The sequence below is a fragment of the Streptomyces sp. cg40 genome (assembly GCF_050320165.1).
Classification (GTDB): domain Bacteria; phylum Actinomycetota; class Actinomycetes; order Streptomycetales; family Streptomycetaceae; genus Streptomyces; species Streptomyces hokutonensis.
Genome location: NZ_CP190128.1, coordinates 2,269,056 through 2,287,135 on the forward strand (window position 1 = coordinate 2,269,056; position 18,080 = coordinate 2,287,135).

The following is an 18,080-nucleotide window of genomic DNA, read 5'->3' on the forward strand; positions in this document are numbered from 1 at the left end:
AACCGTCCGCGCAGCGTATCCACCTGGCACGGGCCCCGACAGACCGCTTCCGGCCGCCGCCACACGAACGTCACACGTCGAACACCGGTACGTACCAGCCACATCGGGCCGCTAACATGCGCGCCCATGAATGACGACGTGCGCAACATCGTTCTGGGCGTGGTCGCCGCCGGCCTCAGCGCCGCGCTCGGCTGGCTCGCCCGCACCTACCTGTGGAAGCGCAAACTCCGGCGCAAGCAGGCGTTCTTCGGGCTGCCCGACAACTCCGAGTCGCTGCTCGTGGTCAACCGCGAGGCGGGCGGCCCCGAACTCACGGTGATGCGGCACGACGTGTTCGCACTCCTCGAACTCGCCGCCCTGATCAAGGACTGCAACGCGCACGCCCAGGTCGTCGCGCACGACGCGGCCCAGCAGGGCTTCGGCGAGCGCACCGAGTTCTGCGTGGGCGGCCCGGCCTCCAACCGCCGGATGGCAGCGCATCTGGCGTCCCTGCTGCCCGGCATCCGCGTCAACGTCGACCCCGATCCGGGGCCGGACCGGGGCGCGTTCCAAATAGGCAGCGAGCGCTACCGACTTGAGCCCGGCAAGGGCGAGTACGTGCTTCTCGCCCGGCTCACCGCCGGTCAACTCGGCGGCGCGCGGCCGGTGTTCCTCTTCTGCGGCCAGCGTGCGATCACCAATCAGGCGGCGTCCCGCTATCTCGCCCGCAACCACGAGAAGTTGGCCCGCAAACACGGCGGCAACACCTTCGTCCTGCTGCTGAAGGTGGTCAACTCGCAGGCGTACGGGCCCGATGTGGTGGAACTGGTGGCGGACGTGACCCGGGCGGCGGAAACGCCTCTGCCTGCACCGGCACCACGAAGTTCGCACCGCGCCTCCTGAAGTCACACACACTTCAACAATCGTTACTGGCACGTAACTTACCCACGGGTTACCTCAGGTAAAGGGGTGCGGTTACCGTCGGGTCACTTTGCATTGACACGTGTGAGGAGTGACCCGTGCGAAACCGTCGCCAGTCCCTGCGTACGACCGCCGCGGTCGCCGTCTCCGCGACTCTCGTCGCCGGAGGCGTCCTCGGGCTCGCCCCCGCCGCCCAGGCCGCCACGAACGGCGTCCGCTTCGTCGACATCGCGGGCGACGGCGGCACGAAGCTCGCGGCGAACGTCGTCACCCCCGCGGGCGCCGACGGCTCACGCCGCTACCCTCTCCTCGTCCTGCCCACGAGCTGGGGCTTCCCCCAGGTCCAGTACCTCGCCCAGGCCGAGAAGCTCGCGAACTCCGGCTATGTCGTGGTGAGTTACAACGTCCGCGGCTTCTGGCAGTCCGGCGGCGGGATAGAGGTCGGCGGCCCGGCCGACGTGGCCGACGCGTCCAAGGTCATCGACTGGGCGCTCGCCAACACCCCGTCCGACGCGGGGCACATCGGCATGGCGGGCGTGTCGTACGGAGCCGGCATCAGCCTCCTCGCGGCCGCACACGACAAGCGGATCAAGGCAGTTGCCTCACTGAGCGGCTGGGCCGACCTGATCGACTCGATCTACTCGGGCCGTACCGAGCACTCCCAGGCGACCGCCCTGCTGGACGGCGTCGGCGAGGTCACCGGCCGCCCGAGCGCGGAGACCAGCCAGATGTTCAAGGACTTCCTCGCCGGCGACCTGTCCAAGGAGCAGGAGTTGATCGCCTGGGGGAAGGAACGCTCTCCCGCGACCTACCTCGATCAGATCAACAAGAACGGCGCGGCCGTCATGCTCGCCAACGCGTGGGGCGACTCGATCTTCCCGCCCAACCAAATGACCAAGTTCTACGGCGAGTTGACCGGCCCCAAGCGGCTCGAACTCCGTCCCGGCGACCACGCCACCGCCGAACTGACCGGCCTGTTCGGGCTGCCCAACGACGTGTGGACGGACACCGAGCGCTGGTTCGACCACTATCTCAAGGGCGAGGACAACGGGATCAACCGCGAGGACCCCGTGGAGCTCAAGTCCCGTTCCACGGGCGGCTACGAGGGTTATCCGGACTGGAAGTCGGTCGGCGCGACCCGCAAGAAGATCGACCTCGCGGGCACGACCACCATCCACACCAACGTCGACTCGGGCGCGGACGGCGGGATCGTCTTCCTGTCCAGCATCCTCGACCAGGTGGCGCAGGTGCCGCCTCTCGCGTGGGTCCCGCTGCTGCCACGCCGCTGGGCCGCCGTATGGCAGTCGGGGACGTACACGAGCGCCCAACAGGTGCGCGGCACGGTGAAGTTGCACACCACGGTCACGGACACCAAGGAGAGCGGCACCCTCGTCGCGTACCTCTACGACATGGGCCCGCTCGGCCTCGGCAAGCTGGTCAGCAACGCGCCGTACACCTGGCACGGGCAGACGCCCGGCAAGCCGTTCGGTGTGGACCTGGAGTTGTTCTCCACGGCCTACGACGTCCCGGCAGGGCACCATCTCGCCCTGGTCGTCGACACGGTCGACCCGCTCTACATCGAGCACAACCCGACCGGCGCGCAGCTGACCTTCTCCTCGCCCGCGAACGACCCGTCGTACGTGTCGATCCCGCTGCGCGAGCAGTGATCTCCGGCTGCCGCCGGACGGGCAAGTGCCCTCCAACTACTGCACCCGCGGCAGCAGCGTCCCTGGTTCGGCCGGGGCCACGTCCACGGCCTCGGTCCTGGGACTGCGCTGCTCCCGGCGGGACACCCAACCGGCGAACCAGGAGAGCAGCATGCACATCCCGATGTAGATCGGCGAGATCACCATCACCACGGGGATGAACGGCAAATCGTAGTCGAGGTTCGACGCGATCAGCTTCCCGGCGTGGAGAAACTCCTCATAGGTGATCAGATAGCCCAGCGAGGTGTCCTTCAGCGCGACCACCAACTGGCTGATGATGGCGGGCAGCATGGCCCGTACGGCCTGCGGTACGAGGACGTAGGACATCACCTGGGTCTTGCGCATGCCGAGCGCGAACGCGGCCTCCCGCTGGCCGCGTTCGACGCTGTTGACACCGGAGCGGAAGACCTCGGCGAGCACCGAGCCGTTGTAGAGGGTGAGGCCGGCCACCAGTGCGGGCAGCGGCTGCACCTTGAGCGCCACGAAGATGAAGAAGATCATCACCAGGACGGGCATGGCGCGGAAGAACTCCACGAGGAGGGTGGAGAGCCGGCGCACCGGCCAGTGGTCCGAGAGGCGTCCCACGGCCAGCAGGGTGCCGAGTGCCAGTGACAGTACGGCCGCCAGCCCGAAGGCCTTGAGCGTGTTGCCGAGGCCGCGCAGCAGGAGTTCCTGAATTCCCTTGTACTCGAAGGGCATCCACTTCGTGTACGTGAACTGGTCGGTGTCGAACAGGAGATAGAGGATCCAGGCGAGGAGGCCGAGGATGACGACGGTGGACGCGATGCCGTAAAGGCGGTGCCGTTTGCGGGTCTTGGGGCCGGGGACGTCGTAGAGGGCGTTGGCGGTGGTCATCGGGCGACTCCCCACTTCCTCTCCAGCGCGTTGAACAGCGCGCTGATGGCGAGGGTGATGATCAGGTAGCCGAGGGCGATCCAGACGAAGGTCCAGACGATGTTGTAGCCGAGCTCGCTCAACGTCCGGTAGGTGCCGAGGAGTTCGGTGACGCTGAAGGCGCCCGCGATCGCCGAGTTCTTGGCGAGCGCAATGAGGGTGGAGCCGACCGGCGGGATCACCGAGCGGAACGCCTGCGGCAGGACGACCAGGCCGAGGCTCTGCCCGAAGGACATCCCGAGGCTGCGGGCCGCCTCGCTCTGTCCCCTGGGCACGGTGTTGATGCCGGAGCGCAGCGCCTCGCAGATGAACGCCGAGGTGTAGCAGCCGAGCGCGAGGACCGCGAACACCTTGAAGGGCAGCACGAGTCCGAAGCGCGGCAGGCCGAGCAGGACCGCGAAGAAGAGCAGGGTGAGCGGGGTGTTGCGCAGGACGGTGACCCACACCGTGCCGAACACGCGCAGCGAGCCGACCGGGGCGACCCGGAAGGAGGCCATGAGGAAGCCGAGGACGAGCGCCAACACCGAGGCGTAGACGGTGAGTTCGACGGTGCCGAGGAAGCCGTCGCCGAAGGTCGAGAAGTTGTCTGTCAGTACGTTCACATCGGCCTCGCTCAGCTCGCCGGGTAGCGGTCGATCGCGGGCGGGGTGGGCGCGGGCACTCCGGACAGGCCGAGCGTCGCCTCGTACGCCTTCTTCCAGTCGCCGTTCTTCTCACGGGCCTCCAAGGCGTCGTCGAGGGCGAAGCGCAGGGCGTTGTCGCCGTGCGGGACACCGATGCCGTACGGCTCCTTCGAGAAGGGCTTGCCGACGACCTTGAGCTGGTCGGGGACCTTCGCCGCGTAGCCGATGAGGATCGCGTCGTCGGTGGTGACGGCGTCGACCTGGTAGGTGAGCAGGTTGTCGACACAGACCGAGTAGGTGTCGTAGGCGACGAGTTGGGCCTTCGGATAGTCGTCCTTGATGCGCTGGTACGGCGTCGATCCGGCCGCCGAGCAGACGCGTTTGCCGGCGAGGTCCTGCGGGCCGTGGATGTCGTGCTCGTCGCTGCGGACGAGCAGTGACTGACCGGCCATGTAGTAGGGGCCGGCGAAGCCGACGAGTTTCTTGCGCATGTCGTTGATGGTGTAGGTGCCGACGTAGTAGTCGATCTGGCCGTTCTGCAGGGCGGTTTCGCGGTTGGCCGAGGCGATCGTCTTGAAGTGGACGGTCTTCGGGGCGAGGCCGAGGGAGGCCGACATCATCCTGGCGATCTCGATGTCGAAGCCGGAGTAGGTGCCGGTCGCGGGGTCCTTCTCGCCGAGGTAGGGCTGGTCCTCCTTGGCGCCGACGACGAAGTAACCGCGCTTCTTCGCCCGCTTCCAGGTCTTGGAGTCGGGGAGCTGAAAGCCTTGTGCCACTTGGTAGTTGGGGAGTCTCTCGGCGGCCGGGCCCTTCACGGGCGGGCTGCCCTCCTTGCCGCAGGCGGTCGCGAGCAGCGCGAGGATCAGCACCAGAAGCACACGGGTCGTACGGAACATGGATCGCACTCCCCCGCTCAGTGCTTGAGGATCTTGGACAGGAAGTCCTTGGCCCGGTCGCTGCGCGGGTTGGTGAAGAACTCCTCGGGGGTGCGGTCCTCGACGACGCGGCCGTCGGCCATGAACACGACGCGGCCCGCGGCGGATCGGGCGAAGCCCATCTCGTGGGTGACGACGACCATGGTCATGCCGTCGTGGGCCAACTGCCGCATGACTTCCAGGACTTCGTTGATCATCTCCGGGTCGAGGGCCGAGGTCGGCTCGTCGAAGAGCAGGGCCTTGGGTTCCATGGCGAGGGCGCGGGCGATGGCCACGCGCTGCTGCTGGCCGCCGGAGAGCTGCGCGGGGAACTTGGGCGCCTGCGAGGCGAGTCCCACGCGGTCGAGGAGTTCCAGGGAGCGCCGGTCGGCGTCGTCCCGCTTGCGCTTGCGAACCTTGATCTGGGCCAACGAGACGTTCTGCAGCACGGTCTTGTGGGCGAAGAGGTTGAACGACTGGAAGACCATGCCCACTTCGGCGCGGAGCTGTGCGAGGGCCCTGCCCTCCTCGGGCAGCGGCCGGCCGTCGAGCTGGATCGTCCCGGACTCGATGGTCTCCAGCCGGTTGATCGCCCGGCACAGCGTCGACTTTCCCGACCCCGAAGGGCCGATGACCACGACCACCTCCCCCTTGCCGACGGTGAGGTTGATGTCCTGGAGGACATGCAGCTCCCCGTAGTACTTGTTGACGTCCCGCAGTTCGATCAACGGATCGACGGCCATGCCCAGCCCTACTCACTCTCAGCTGTGTCGTGGTTGCCGCAAACTATCCACACAAGACCGGAGTTAACGCACGACACGCACTTTTCGGGCATTAGCCGTATTTACGCCCCTCTTACTCTTCGGAGACCTCCGCGTACAGCTGCGAGAGCTCGGGCACCCCGCTCGCGGCCCACTCGTGACCGGAGGCCACGACGTCGAACTCGCGCCCGGAGTCCAGCCGTACGACGGGCTGGCCGTCCGGCCGGATCTCCCAGGCGGCACCCTCCACCGTGCGCACGATCACCGTGCCGAGATACAGACCGGCGTCGTTGCCGAGCCAGGACACGGTCTCCTCGTCGTCCCGCCAGCGCGGCACCAGCTGGTCGAGTGCCTCCAACGAGCTTGCGGAGTCGTCGAGTTGGATGCCCTCCCGAGCGGCGTGCGAACGGAGCAGCTCGCACTCGGCCAGCAGCTCGGCGATGCCCTCGGCGTCATGGATACGGTGCTTCTCGGCCCGGTCGCCCAGGAAAGGGATGTTCATACATACAGCGTGTCATTCGGACCGCCGTACGCACCACAGGGCGTCGCGGGTGGCGTGTCAGCACCCCGGCCGCGGCGGGGGAAAGCCCCTCTCCCGAGCGCGGGTTGGCCGGATGGTGGGTGCGATGTCCTGTTCGTACGGTCGCAGTATGCATCGGACAGGCAGGATGATCGTGATGTCTTCGGTTGCCGCAGCCCTGGTGGTGAGCGGTTCGGTGTCAGCGGGTGCCGTGGCGGCGGGAGCGGTTCCGGCCGCGTCGGCGCAGACCGCGCACGACGCGGGGCGGGGGCGGGTGGTGTCGGTGACGCACCTGCGGACGCTGTCCGCGCGACAGGTGACCGCCGAGCTGAGGAGTGATGAGGACGGCCCGGACTGGTACACGGGACGCGTCCGCCACGGCGTGGACACGTACCGGGTGGTCTACCGCACGGTGGACGCCAAGGGGCGGCCGACCACCGCGAGCGGGCTGCTGACGTTCCCGCGCGGTGGTGAGCGGCGGCTGCGGACGGTGTCGTTCACGCACGGCACGGAACTCTTCAAGGGCGATGTCGCCTCGGTGTCGAGCGAGGTGTGGAGCCAGGCGCCCGCCCTCACCTACGCGTCGGCGGGCTTCGCCGTCGTACTCCCCGACTACCTGGGGCTCGGCCTCGGCCCCGGGCGGCAGGCGTGGATGGATGTGCCGTCCGAGACGACGGCCGCCCTGGACCTGCTGCGGGCCGCGGCCTCCGTCGCGCCCACGGTGGGACGGCAGTTGGGGCACGAGGTGCTGGCCACCGGCTTCTCCCAGGGGGCGTCGGCGGCGCTCGGGCTGACCCGGGCCCTTCAGGAGGGGGCCGATCCGCGCTTCCGGGTCACGGCGGTGGCGCCGGTGAGCGGTGCGTACGCCTTCCGTGACGTGGCGTTCCCGTCCCTGCTGGACGGACGGGCGGACGCGAAGGACGGCGTGATCTACACCGCGCTGGCCCTGGTCTCCTTCAACCGGCTCCATCACCTCTACGACAGCCTGGGCGAGGTCTTCCGCGCGCCGTACTCCCGCACGATCGAGGGCCTGCTGGACGGCACGCACACCGGGCAGGAGGTCGTGGCGAAGACCCCGGCCGCGGTCGACGCCCTGCTCACCCGGCACGGGCGGGCGCTCATCGAGCACCCGACGGGCGGACTGGCCGCCGCGCTGCGGATCACCGACGGGGTGTGCACGGGCTGGACGCCGAAGATGCCCGTGCGGCTGTACTACGCCGAGGGCGACGAACAGGCCGTGAACGGCAACAGCGAGCACTGCCAGGCGTCGTTCCGGGCCCGGGGCGTCGACGTACCGCTCGTCGACCTCGGCACTCCGGACTACGGCGGCTCCCGCCATCTGGGTTCCCAGCAGGCGGCGACGGGGGCCGTCGTACGGTGGTTCGCCTCGCTGGGCTGAGCGGGCGGGCGGGGTCCGGTGCGGTCCGGTCAGACGTCCAGGTCGACGACCACCGGTGCGTGGTCCGAGGCGCCCTTGCCCTTGCGCTCCTCGCGGTCGACGTAGGAGTCGGTGACGGCCTTCGCGAAGGGCTCGTTGCCGTAGACCAGGTCGATGCGCATGCCCCGGTTCTTCGGGAAGGCGAGCTGGCGGTAGTCCCAGTACGTGTACGGGTGGTCGTACTTGAGGGGGCGCGGGACGACGTCCGAGAGGCCCGCGTCGCGCAGGGCGGTGAGGGCGGCGCGCTCGGCCGGGGTGACGTGGGTGAGGCCCTCGAAGGCGGCCACGTCGAAGACGTCGTCGTCGGTCGGCGCCACGTTGTAGTCGCCCAGCACCGCGAACGGGCGGCTGCCGCGCGCGTCCTCCGCGACGGCCGCTCTGAGGGCCTCGAACCACTGGAGCTTGTACGCGTAGTGGGGGTGGTCCACCTCTCGGCCGTTCGGCACGTACACCGAGCAGACGCGGACCGGGCCGCAGGTCGCCGCGACGGCGCGGGGCTCCTGGACGCCGTCGTAACCGGGGTCCCCGGTCAGGCCCTTGACCACGTCTTCGAGGCCTACGCGGGAGAGCACCGCCACGCCGTTCCACCGGCCGGTCGCGTTCACCGCAGCCTCGTAGCCCGCCGCGCGCAGCTCGTCGAACGGGAACTGCGCCTCGGCGAGCTTGGCCTCCTGGAGGCACAGCACGTCGGTGCCGCTGCTCTCCAGCCAGGCCAGGAGCCTCGGCAGACGGGCGGTGATCGAGTTCACGTTCCAGGTCGCGATGCGCATGCCTCACAACCTACCGAACGGCACTGACACTCAGACCGACGCGCTGTCCCCCGGCGCCAGCCGCAGGTGCTCCGCGCCACCGAGCGCGCCGATCTGATGGTCGTAGATCGGGCGGGCGAGGTCCGTGAGCAGGGCGTCGTGGATGTCGTAGGCGCGCTGCGGCTTGACCTCGCGGACGTAGTCGATGACCTCGGAGATCTTGCTCCAGGGGGCCATGACCGGGAGCATCAGGGTCTCGACGGGGTGGTCGGGGACGGTGAGGGCGTCGCCGGGGTGGAAGACGCGTCCGGCGTCGACGAGGTAGCCGACGTTGGTGATGCGCGGGATGTCGGGGTGGATCACGGCGTGCAGTTCGCCGTGCACCTGGACGTCGAAGCCCGCCGCCGTGAAGGTGTCGCCGTGGCCGACGGTGTGCACCCGGCCCGGGAAGGCGGCGGAGAGCTGGTCCGCGACCGACTTCAGGGTCCAGATCTCGGCGCCCGGGCTGGCCTCCAGGCCGGCCCGCAGCCGGTCCTCGTTGAAGTGGTCGAGGTGCTCGTGCGTGACGAGGATCGCGTCGACGCCGTCGGTCGCGTCCTCCTCGGTGAAGGTGCCCGGGTCGATGACGAGGGTCCGGCCGTCCTTCTCCAGGCGGATGCAGGCGTGCGACTTCTTGGTGAGCGTGGTGAGCGTCATGGGTCCATCCTGCCGCTGCCCGGCGCCTCGCGGGCAGCCGAGGCTGGTGCTTTCGGTACCCGGCTGAAGATCACTCCGTGGGGGTCGTCTCCTCGCGGATGACCTGCTGGGCGACCTTGAAGGCGCTGTTCGCCGCGGGCACCCCGCAGTACACGGCCGCCTGGAGCAGCACCTCCTTGATCTCGACCGGGGTGAGGCCGTTGCGCAGCGCAGCGCGGGTGTGGAAGGCCAGTTCGTCCAGGTGACCGCCCGCGACCAGCGCGGTGAGGGTGACACAGCTGCGCGAGCGCCGGTCGAGGCCGGGCCGGTCCCAGATCTCGCCCCACGCGTATCGCGTGACGAACTCCTGGAAGTCCCCGGAGAACTCGTCCGCCTGCGCCAGCGCCCGGTCCACATGCGCGTCGCCGAGCACCTCCCGGCGGACCTTGATCCCGGCGTCGTAGGGATCCGGACGGCCCATGACCTGCGGCGGTACGGGAGGCGGCGGCGCGATCTCGGCGATGGGCACCACCTGCTGCGGCGCGGCGAGGACCGGCCTGACCGGGGGCGCCACGATGGCCATCTGCCCGGTGGACTGGTCGAAGGGCGGCTGCCAGGCGGTGGAGAAGTGCCGGACCAGAAGGTCGGTGACGGCGGCGGGCTGCTCGACCGGGACCAGGTGCGAGGCGCCCGGTACGACCGCGAGGCGGGCGTCCGGGATGCCGGCGACCAGCGTGCGGGCCTCGGCGGGGCCGGTGACCTGGTCGTCCGAGCCGACCAGGACGAGGGTCGGCACACCGATCCGGGCGAGTTCGGACCGTACGTCGAACGCGGCCAGCGCCTCGCACGCGGCGATGTAGCAGCCGGGGTCGGTGGTGCGCACCATCTGTACGGCCCACTCGGTGATCGCGGGCTGCGTGGCCGCGAAACCGCCCGTGAACCAGCGCTCGGGCGAGGTGCGGGCGATGGGGTCGAGCCCGTTGGTGCGCACGATCACCCCGCGCTGACGGAACTCGTCCGCCGTTTCGAAGCGCGGCGAGGCGGCGATCAGCGCCAGCGAGGCCACCCGCTCGGGGTGGCGCAGGACCAGTTCGAGACCGACCGCGCCGCCGAGCGCGCAGCCCGCGTAGCCGAAGCGCTGCACGCCGAGCGCGTCGAGGGTGGCGAGCAGCCGGTCGGCCAGGTCGGAGACCGAGCCGGCCGGGTGCGCGGGCGAGCCGCCGTGGCCCGGCAGGTCGTACCGGAAGACCCGCCACTGCTTCGCCAGCTCGGGCACCTGGCGGTCGAACATGTGCCACGTCGTCCCGAGCGAGGGGCCCAGGATGAGAACCGGGGCGTCCTCGGGGCCGTCGAAGCGGTACTGGAGGGCGGGGCTGTTGTTCATGTCGCTCACCGCTCCAACGTAACCGCCGTTTCTTACGGTCCGGTCGTGGGGCCCCCGGTCTCCGCACCCGGCTCCCACACTTCGGTGGGGAACCCTCACATCGCCTTCACTGGATATCGGGCGGGGTGCGGGGCGTGGAGTGCGGGCGGCGGCGGGCGGCGGGTGAGCTGCGGCTCAGAGTTCACCGGGGGCGCCCAGGCCCGTGAGTGCGCCGACCGGGTCCAGGTCCGGGGTGCCTCTGGGCCACCAGTCGTCGTGGCCTGGTTCGGACTCGTAGGCGTACCACAACCCGTCGCGGCCCAGGCGGAGTTGGACATGGCCGTGGGGGTGGGTGAGGTGGTTGTGCCAGGGGCGGAAGGCCGGGAGGTCGGCGGCGAGGAGCAGCGGGCGGGCCCGGTCGAAGCGGCCGGCCGGCGGATCCCAGGGCTCCTCCAGCACCGCGAGTCCCTCGATGCCGCCCTGCCGCCAGGCTGCGACCGCGCGTGCCAGGTCGCCCGGGGTGCGTCCGGTGGCCTTGGCGAGGGAGGCGTAGAGGGTGCGGGTGGTGGCGGTCAGCCCCGAGCCCGGGCGGGCGGCGGCGAGGCGTACCGCGTCCTGCCACAGGGTCAGCTCGCCGACCGGATCGCGACCGGTGCTGAGCAGCGCGTGCGCGCGGGCGGCGGCGTCGGTCGCCAGCTGGTCGAGGGCGAAGGGGTCCGGGCCGCCGGGTGAAGCCGGGTACACAGGAGGCTGCTCGGGGTGCGGGGGCGTGGGCAACGGGGGTGGGAGCGGCGGGAGTCGGCGGTCCGTCGCGAGGGCGTCCGTGGCCCGCACGCCGGGAAGCGGGGCCGGTTCCCGGTCCTGGGCGGCGCGGGCGGCCCGGGTCGCGTTGCGGCGGGACAACGCGTCGAGCAGCGGGCGTTCGCCCCGGCCGCGCAGCAGGAGCAGCACGAAGGGGTCGGCGTCGAGGAGGCGCGCGGTCTGGTAGCAGAGGGCGGCGGCGTGCTTGCAGGGGTGCCCGATGTCGGGGCAACTGCAGTGCGGGTCCAGATCACCAGGCCCCGGCAGCAACGGAACCCCGCACTCGGCAAGGGACTTGGGCATCTCCTTGTCGAGCAGCGCGGCGATGTGCCCGGGCCGGTCGGCGGCGGCGTCCAGGAACCGGTCCCAGTCGGCGTCGTCCAGCGTCCGCAACCGCACCTGTACGCGGTACGGGCGCGGGCGGCTGCCCTGCACATACGCGAGCACGAGCCCCGGCGTCACGGTGATCGCGTCGACGTGGCCCTTCTCGGCGTAACCCCGCCCGCGCGCAAGCCGCTTCGCGTCCAGGGCGCCTTCCTCCAACGCGGTGACCCAGGCGTTGCCCCACCAGGTCTCGGCGAAGTGCGTGTCCTTCGACGGCTTCGGCGGGAACGCGGGGAAGGTGCGGCGGAGGTCGCCGTCGCGGGTGGGGGCGGCCATGGTGGTGGGGGTTGTGGGGATGGGGATGGGGATGGCGTTGGGGTTGGAGTTGGAGTTGGAGTTGAGGGTTGCGGCCGTGATGCGGAGCTCGGTGTGATCCTGCGTCCGTTGGCTCCAACTCGCTTGTTCTTCTGGGGCGTTGTCGGCGGGCGGCTCCGTGATGGGGTCGTCGCCCTCGGGCATCCGGAAGGCACCGGCGAGCAAGTCCCGTACGGCGCGCGCCCGGTTGGCCTCGATCCCGCCGGGCACGTGGGAGCGGGGTCGAGAGGCGCCTGAGGGGGTGGCGGGGCTGGAGGTCCGGCGGGGTGGTCGGGGCGCGGACTCAACTCCCTTGTTCCCTACGTCGGTCCGGGCCTGCTGACTCTCCCGCCGGGCAGCGCGCAGTGCCTCGCGGGCGAGGTCGGCGGGACGGGCGGACGGCTGGTCGGAGGCACGGTCGCCGGGGGCGGGAGCGGGGGGTGCCGAGTGGTGACCTTGCTGTTCTACGGGTTCGGGAGCATCCGGTTCGGTACGGGTGCCCTCGGTGGCTGCCGCTGCGGTCGCCTCGCGTCGGACCGGCAGGGCGGCACGCAGCGCGGCGCGGGCTGCGTCACCGGGGCGTGGGGCGGGCGGTGAGGGATCGGTGGCCGGGGGTGCGGTGACCGTCGTGTCCTCGTCGCCGGTCACCACGGGAGCGGGGGACGCCGACGCCTGGGGACCGGTCGGCCCAGGCGCGCTGGACACCGGCCCGCCAGCACCGGTCGGCCCAGGCTCGCGGGGCACCGACTCCCCAGGACCAGCCGACACAGCCGCACGGGACACCGACGCCTCGGAACCAGATGCCCCAGGCGTGCGGGACGCCGACGCCCGGGAACCAGATGGTCCAGGCGCACGGGACACCGACCCCCCAGGACCAGCCGACACAGCCGCACGGGACACCGGCACCTCGGACCCAGATGACACAGCCGCACGGGACACCGACCCCCCAGCACCGGTCGGCCCAGGCTCGCGGGACACCGACCCCTCGGAACCGGCCGGCCGCGGCTCGCGGCGGACCGACCCCTCGGAACCGGCCGACCCAAGCGTGTTGACCACCGGCTCCTCAGGAGCCGCCGCAGGCCCCGCGGGCTTCTCCGGCGCCCGATCCCGACGTTCACGCGCGGCGCGCAGCGCTTGTCGTGCCAGGTCGGCGGGGCGCGCGGCCGGCCGCTCGGGCCCTTCACTCGCGCCCGGTGCGGGCCGCGTCCGCCCCGACTCGCCTTCGCCCACCGCGAGTTCTACGTCGCGCTCCGCTTCGCGCTCCATTTCGCCCGCACCCGGCGCGCTGCCCTCCACTCCCGTCACGACTCCCTCCGCAACCGCACCAGGTCCGAGAGCTCCCGGTCCGACAGCTCGGTCAGGGACGACTCTCCGGAGCCGAGGATCGCGTCGGCCAACGCCCGCTTGGATTCGAGCATTTCGGCGATGCGGTCCTCGACCGTGCCTTCGGTGATGAGGCGGTGGACCTGGACCGGCTGGGTCTGGCCGATGCGGTACGCGCGGTCCGTGGCCTGTTCCTCGACCGCCGGGTTCCACCAGCGGTCGAAGTGGACGACGTGACCCGCGCGGGTAAGGTTCAGGCCGGTGCCGGCCGCCTTGAGGGAGAGGACCAGGACCGGGGTCGCGCCGGCCTGGAAGCGGTCGACCATGCGCTCCCGCTCCGGTACCGGTGTGCCGCCGTGGAGCAGGTCGACCGGGACCGCGCGGGCGGACAGGTGGGAGGTGATCAGGCGGGCCATGCCGACGTACTGCGTGAAGACGATCGCGGAACCGTCCTCCGACAGCAGCGTGTCCAACAGCTCGTCCAGCAGGGCGAGTTTGCCGGAGCGGGCGGCGAGGCGGTCGCCGCCGGCCTGTGCCGCCGTGTGCTCCTCCTTGAGGTACAGAGCCGGGTGGTCGCAGATTTGCTTCAGGGCCGTGAGGAGCTTGAGGACGAGGCCCCGGCGCGCGATGCCCTCCGTGGTCTCGATCGCCAGCATGGACTCCCGTACCACCGCCTCGTAGAGCGAGGCCTGTTCGCGGGTGAGCGGGACCGGGTGGTCGGTCTCCGTTTTGGGCGGCAGCTCGGGGACGATGCCGGGGTCGGACTTCTTGCGGCGCAGGAGGAACGGGCGGACCAGGCGGGCGAGTCGGGTCACCGCCTCCTCGTCCTCGCCGTTCTCCACCGCGCGCGCGTGCCGGGCGCGGAAGGACTTCAGGGGGCCGAGGAGTCCGGGGGTCGTCCAGTCCAGCAGGGCCCAGAGTTCGGAGAGGTTGTTCTCTACCGGAGTGCCGGTCAGGGCCACGCGCGCGGGCGACGGGATCGTGCGCAGGGCCTTCGCGGTCGCCGAGTACGGGTTCTTGACGTGCTGTGCCTCGTCCGCGACGACCATGCCCCACGGCTGTTGGGCGAGCGTCGCCGCCGCCGAGCGCATCGTGCCGTACGTCGTGAGGACGAAGCCGCCGGTCAGGTCCTCCAGGGTGCGGTCCGTGCCGTGGAAGCGGCGGACGGGGACTCCGGGGGCGAAGCGGGTGATCTCCCGCTGCCAGTTGCCCAGGAGGGAGGCGGGGCAGATCACCAAGGTGGGGTCGCGGTGTGCCCGGCGCAGGTGGAGGGCGATGAGGGTGATGGTCTTGCCGAGGCCCATGTCGTCGGCGAGGCAGCCGCCGAGGCCGAGGGAGGTCATCAGGTCGAGCCAGGCCAGGCCCCGGAGTTGGTAGTCCCGGAGGGTGGCCTGAAGGGCGGGCGGGGGCTCGGCGGGCTGGATGCCTGCCGTCAGGCGGTCGCGCAGGGTGGCCAGCGCGCCGACCGGGACGGCCTCCACCTGTTCGCCGTCGACCTCCGCCGTGCCCGTGAGCGCGACGGACAGCGCGTCGACCGGGTCGAGCAGGCCCAGTTCGCGTTTGCGGGCCTTGCGGACGAGGGCCGGGTCGACCAGGACCCACTGGTCCCGCAGCCGTACGACCGGACGGTGGGCCTCGGCCAGGGCGTCCATCTCGGCCTCGGTGAGCGGGTCGCCGCCGAGCGCCAACTGCCAGCGGAACTGGAGGAGTTCCTCGCTCTCGAAGAAGCCCGTGCCGTCGGTCGCCGAGCCCGGCGCCGACCGGACCACGGCGGACGCCGTCAGGTCCTGCGCCAGGTCCCGGGGCCAGTGGACGGCGACTCCGGCCGCCGCGAGCCGGGTGGCCGCGATGCCGAGCAGATCGCCCAACTCCTCCTCGGAGAGGGCGAGTACATCGGGCACGTCCTGCTCGGTGAGGCGGTCCAGCGGGGGCCAGACGCGGGCGGCCCGGCGGACGGCCAGCGCGGCGTCCACGCGCGCGCGGGGGCCGAAGGCACTGTCCGCCGTGCCCGCCCACAGGGCCGCCGCGTCGACCACGAGAGTGGGGTCGGCGAGGCTGTGCACCTGAACGATGGCCGCGCCCGCGCTGCGCACCCGGCCGCCGTCGTCGAACAGGTCGTAGGCCGAGAGGTCCAGGCGGAGCGAGATCCGCACGCCCGCGTCCATGCCGGCGGCGACCTCGGCGGCCCAGTCCTGGGCGTCGCGCAGGCGCTGCGGCGGGCGGGCCGCGAAGGGCATCCCGGAGGTGTACGGCGCGGCCGGGGTGCGGGGCAGGGTGTCGGCGACCGCGTCCAGGAAGGACCGCATCAGCGCTTCGGGCTCGGGCAGCCGGAGCGGGCCCGGACCGGGCAGCGGGACGGCGTGGCCCTCGTACGGGAGGGCCGCCGCGACCGCGCGGACGTGTGCGATGTCCTCGGGCTCCAGGGGACCCGCGCGCCAGGCGTCGTGGCCCGTGGCGGTGAGGCCGGGGAGCAGTCGGCCGCGGGCCGCGAGGCGCAGCGCGTGCAGGGCGGCGGCCCCCCAGCAGGCGGTGGCGGGATGGGCCGCGGGGTCGCGGCGGGCGCGCACGAGGAGGGGCAGCGCCGCTTCGATCGGCAGGGTCAGCGCGGGGGCGGACCTGCGGCGGACCGCGGCGCCCTGTCGTCGTACGACCGTCAACTCGGTCTGTTCCACGCCCTCTTCGGCCTCGGGGAGCGCCCGCTCGCCGTCGGGGTCCCAGAAGGCGACGCGGCCCTCGCGCGGGACGACGGGGGACGGCAGGAAGACCGCGGCCAGCCGTACGGAGATCTGCTCCATGAGTGCCGTGTCCGTCATACGTCCTGTCACCTCCCGCCCGTCAGTCGTCTCAGCTGTCTTCGACTCTACGGGCGGGGTCTGACAATCGGCCCCGGCGACCGGCCGGGGCGGCCCCGCTAGGGAACCGTGCGGGAGACGACGTAGACCATGGGGAGGGCCGGATCGGACAGGTTCACCACGACGTCCTGGGTGGGTGCCGGGTCCTTCTGCTTGTTGACCACGCCCCACCAGGGGCCGGGGCGGGTGAACTTCCAGCCGGTGATCTTCTGGTCGCGGTCGCTGATGGTGATGTCGTTCTTCTTCAGCGTGTCCCGGTCCACTCCTATGCCGGCGAGGAAGGTGTCGAGGCCCGCCTCGGAGGTCTGGAACTGGACGTAGAGGCGGCTGGTCTTCCAGTTGTTGGTCTCGTAGAAGGCGACTTCCTCGGCCGGGTGCGGGACCGGTACCTGGTAGAGGCGGCGCTGGACCTTGGAGGGCCAGCCCACGGTGAGGCCGGTCGCCGAGTACTTGGCCTCCTTGTCCTTGCCGCTGTTGCGGCTCTGGTTCGCGGAGATCGCCAGGTAGACGGCCGGTACGCCGATGAGCAGCACGATGATGAGCAGGGTGATCGCTCTGCGGCGGGCCTTGTGGCGGGGGTCCTCGGGTGGCCGGGGCGGCTCGTCCCGGGGCACGGACTGGCGGGGCAGCGATGCGATCATGCGGTGTCCTGGGTGCCGCGCCGGGACTCGGCGAACCGCTCGTAGCGCTCGTACCGCTCGACCCGGCGGCGCTTGGCGCGGCGGAAGCGGCGGGCGACCAGCCGGGCGAGGTCGGCGGCGCCGACCATGCCGGCCTCGGGGCCGAGCTGGGCGCGCACTATGCGGGCCTCGGGGCGGTAGCCGCGGCCGGTGAGCTGCCGCTTGAACGCGTCCCGCGCGGGGCCGATCAGCAGGTCGTCGGCGGCCGAGACCCCGCCGCCGATGACGAAGCAGGAGGGGTCGAGGGCGGCGGCGAGGTTGGCGATGCCGACGCCGAGCCACTGGCCGATGTCCTGGAGCAGCTCGATGCACATCGCGTCGCCCTCGCGGGCGAGCTCGGTGATCATCGGTCCGGTGATGTCGCCGATGCTGCCCTTGACGTGCTCGATGATCCCGTAGGCCACCGGGGAGTCGGCCGCGGCGAGTTCGCGGGCCTCCCTGACCAGCGCGTTGCCGGAGCTGTACTGCTCCCAGCAGCCGCGGTTGCCGCACGGACAGCGGTGGCCGCCGGGCACGACCTGCATGTGGCCGAACTCGCCGGCGACGCCGTACTTGCCGCGCTTGACCTGGCCGTCCTCCAGGATCGCGCCGCCGATGCCGGTGCCGAGCGTGATCATGACGAGGTGGTCCTCGCCGCGGCCGGCGCCGAAGCGCCACTCGGCCCAGGCGGCGGTGTTGGCGTCGTTGTCCACCAGGACCGGCACGGAGAGCCTGCTCGTGATGCGGTCCCTGAGGGGCTCGTTCCGCCAGGACAGGTGGGGCGCGAACAGGACGCGGTTGCGCTCGGCGTCGACCCAGCCGGCCGCGCCGATGCCGACCGCGTGCACGTCGTGCCGGTCGGACAGGTCCAGGACCAGTTCGACGATGGTGTCCTCGACGACCTTGGGGCTCTTGGACTTGTCCGGGGTCTCCGTGCGGAGCTTCTCCAGGATGTTGCCGTCGGCGTCCACGACGCCCGCCATGACCTTGGTGCCGCCGATGTCGATACCGACCGTGGGCACGCGGGGGGCCGTCAGGTGCGACCTGCGCTCGCGCGTGCCGACAGTTCGGAGCGCGGGCGCGCGGCGGGAGCCTATGGGGGCGCTGAAGTTGCCGTAGGTGCTCATCAAGGCCCGATTCTGCCTCACCGTGACGCTAGGTGCTGTGCGGGGGCGTGAAGGGGGGTGCGGATCGTTGTCTGGTGCGAGTGCGTTGTGGCTGGTC

Annotated in this window: 15 protein-coding genes; 3 read left to right on the forward strand and 12 right to left on the reverse strand. The window is 71.3% G+C overall.

Annotation, left to right across the window (positions count from 1 at the left end; genetic code table 11):
• Nucleotides 1–126: 126 nt before the first annotated feature.
• Nucleotides 127–882, forward strand: coding sequence for a hypothetical protein (locus ACQHII_RS09985; protein ID WP_427918946.1), 756 nt, complete (start codon nt 127–129; stop codon nt 880–882).
• A 116-nt stretch (nt 883–998) separates the two neighbouring features.
• The gene (locus ACQHII_RS09990) at nt 999–2,567 is read left to right on the forward strand and encodes an alpha/beta fold hydrolase (RefSeq protein WP_427918947.1); all 1,569 of its coding nucleotides are present in this window, start codon (nt 999–1,001) and stop codon (nt 2,565–2,567) included.
• Between the two features lie 36 nt (nt 2,568–2,603).
• Here ACQHII_RS09990 and ACQHII_RS09995 read toward each other — a convergent pair whose 3' ends face one another.
• The 5 genes from ACQHII_RS09995 to ACQHII_RS10015 form a co-directional block, all read right to left on the reverse strand.
• A complete protein-coding gene (locus ACQHII_RS09995) occupies nt 2,604–3,461 on the reverse strand; it encodes an amino acid ABC transporter permease (protein WP_427918948.1) in 858 nt (285 codons plus the stop codon).
• Entirely contained in the window at nt 3,458–4,102 is a 645-nt protein-coding gene (locus ACQHII_RS10000; RefSeq protein ID WP_427918949.1) for an amino acid ABC transporter permease, read from the reverse strand. The genes ACQHII_RS09995 and ACQHII_RS10000 overlap by 4 nt, the downstream gene beginning before the upstream one ends.
• A gap of 11 nt (nt 4,103–4,113) precedes the next feature.
• Nucleotides 4,114–5,019, reverse strand: coding sequence for a glutamate ABC transporter substrate-binding protein (locus tag ACQHII_RS10005; protein ID WP_427918950.1), 906 nt, complete (start codon nt 5,017–5,019; stop codon nt 4,114–4,116).
• A 17-nt stretch (nt 5,020–5,036) separates the two neighbouring features.
• Nucleotides 5,037–5,780, reverse strand: a complete 744-nt coding sequence (locus ACQHII_RS10010) for an amino acid ABC transporter ATP-binding protein (RefSeq protein WP_427918951.1) — start codon at nt 5,778–5,780, stop codon at nt 5,037–5,039.
• 112 nt (nt 5,781–5,892) lie between these two features.
• Nucleotides 5,893–6,300 carry a DUF6278 family protein gene (locus ACQHII_RS10015; RefSeq protein ID WP_427918952.1) on the reverse strand — a complete coding sequence of 136 codons (408 nt, stop codon included), beginning with the start codon at nt 6,298–6,300 and terminating at the stop codon, nt 5,893–5,895.
• A 175-nt stretch (nt 6,301–6,475) separates the two neighbouring features.
• On the opposite strand from ACQHII_RS10015, the gene ACQHII_RS10020 reads away from it, so the two are divergent.
• On the forward strand, nt 6,476–7,717 hold the full coding sequence (locus tag ACQHII_RS10020) for a lipase (protein WP_427918953.1): 1,242 nt from the start codon (nt 6,476–6,478) through the stop codon (nt 7,715–7,717).
• Nucleotides 7,718–7,746: 29 nt separating this feature from the next.
• Here the strand turns inward: ACQHII_RS10020 and ACQHII_RS10025 are convergent, their stop codons facing one another.
• The 7 genes from ACQHII_RS10025 to ACQHII_RS10055 all read right to left on the reverse strand — a co-directional run bounded on the left by ACQHII_RS10025 (nt 7,747) and on the right by ACQHII_RS10055 (nt 17,983).
• Nucleotides 7,747–8,526: an exodeoxyribonuclease III gene (locus ACQHII_RS10025; RefSeq protein ID WP_427918954.1), complete on the reverse strand. Its 780-nt coding sequence runs from the start codon at nt 8,524–8,526 to the stop codon at nt 7,747–7,749.
• 30 nt (nt 8,527–8,556) lie between these two features.
• On the reverse strand, nt 8,557–9,201 hold the full coding sequence (locus ACQHII_RS10030) for an MBL fold metallo-hydrolase (protein ID WP_427918955.1): 645 nt from the start codon (nt 9,199–9,201) through the stop codon (nt 8,557–8,559).
• Nucleotides 9,202–9,271: 70 nt separating this feature from the next.
• Entirely contained in the window at nt 9,272–10,564 is a 1,293-nt protein-coding gene (gene pcaC, locus ACQHII_RS10035) for a 4-carboxymuconolactone decarboxylase (RefSeq protein WP_427925271.1), read from the reverse strand.
• Between the two features lie 174 nt (nt 10,565–10,738).
• Entirely contained in the window at nt 10,739–12,253 is a 1,515-nt protein-coding gene (locus ACQHII_RS10040; protein WP_427925272.1) for an SWIM zinc finger family protein, read from the reverse strand.
• Nucleotides 12,254–13,323: 1,070 nt separating this feature from the next.
• Nucleotides 13,324–16,158, reverse strand: a complete 2,835-nt coding sequence (locus ACQHII_RS10045) for an SNF2-related protein (RefSeq protein ID WP_427918956.1) — start codon at nt 16,156–16,158, stop codon at nt 13,324–13,326.
• Nucleotides 16,159–16,256: 98 nt separating this feature from the next.
• Nucleotides 16,257–16,838, reverse strand: a complete 582-nt coding sequence (locus ACQHII_RS10050; RefSeq protein WP_427918957.1) for a sugar kinase — start codon at nt 16,836–16,838, stop codon at nt 16,257–16,259.
• Nucleotides 16,835–17,983 carry an ROK family glucokinase gene (locus tag ACQHII_RS10055; RefSeq protein ID WP_381241248.1) on the reverse strand — a complete coding sequence of 383 codons (1,149 nt, stop codon included), beginning with the start codon at nt 17,981–17,983 and terminating at the stop codon, nt 16,835–16,837. The genes ACQHII_RS10050 and ACQHII_RS10055 overlap by 4 nt, the downstream gene beginning before the upstream one ends.
• Nucleotides 17,984–18,080: the final 97 nt, after the last annotated feature.

What these genes read in the sequence shown, in the direction of transcription:
- ACQHII_RS09985 (WP_427918946.1), top strand. Translation starts at nt 127, where the DNA reads ATGAATGACGACGTGCGCAACATCGTTCTGGGCGTGGTCGCCGCCGGC.
- ACQHII_RS09995 (WP_427918948.1), bottom strand. Translation starts at nt 3,461, where the DNA reads ATGACCACCGCCAACGCCCTCTACGACGTCCCCGGCCCCAAGACCCGC.
- ACQHII_RS10005 (WP_427918950.1), bottom strand. Translation starts at nt 5,019, where the DNA reads ATGTTCCGTACGACCCGTGTGCTTCTGGTGCTGATCCTCGCGCTGCTC.
- ACQHII_RS10010 (WP_427918951.1), bottom strand. Translation starts at nt 5,780, where the DNA reads ATGGCCGTCGATCCGTTGATCGAACTGCGGGACGTCAACAAGTACTAC.
- ACQHII_RS10015 (WP_427918952.1), bottom strand. Translation starts at nt 6,300, where the DNA reads ATGAACATCCCTTTCCTGGGCGACCGGGCCGAGAAGCACCGTATCCAT.
- ACQHII_RS10020 (WP_427918953.1), top strand. Translation starts at nt 6,476, where the DNA reads ATGTCTTCGGTTGCCGCAGCCCTGGTGGTGAGCGGTTCGGTGTCAGCG.
- ACQHII_RS10025 (WP_427918954.1), bottom strand. Translation starts at nt 8,526, where the DNA reads ATGCGCATCGCGACCTGGAACGTGAACTCGATCACCGCCCGTCTGCCG.
- ACQHII_RS10030 (WP_427918955.1), bottom strand. Translation starts at nt 9,201, where the DNA reads ATGACGCTCACCACGCTCACCAAGAAGTCGCACGCCTGCATCCGCCTG.
- pcaC (WP_427925271.1), bottom strand. Translation starts at nt 10,564, where the DNA reads ATGAACAACAGCCCCGCCCTCCAGTACCGCTTCGACGGCCCCGAGGAC.
- ACQHII_RS10045 (WP_427918956.1), bottom strand. Translation starts at nt 16,158, where the DNA reads ATGACGGACACGGCACTCATGGAGCAGATCTCCGTACGGCTGGCCGCG.
- ACQHII_RS10050 (WP_427918957.1), bottom strand. Translation starts at nt 16,838, where the DNA reads ATGATCGCATCGCTGCCCCGCCAGTCCGTGCCCCGGGACGAGCCGCCC.
- ACQHII_RS10055 (WP_381241248.1), bottom strand. Translation starts at nt 17,983, where the DNA reads ATGAGCACCTACGGCAACTTCAGCGCCCCCATAGGCTCCCGCCGCGCG.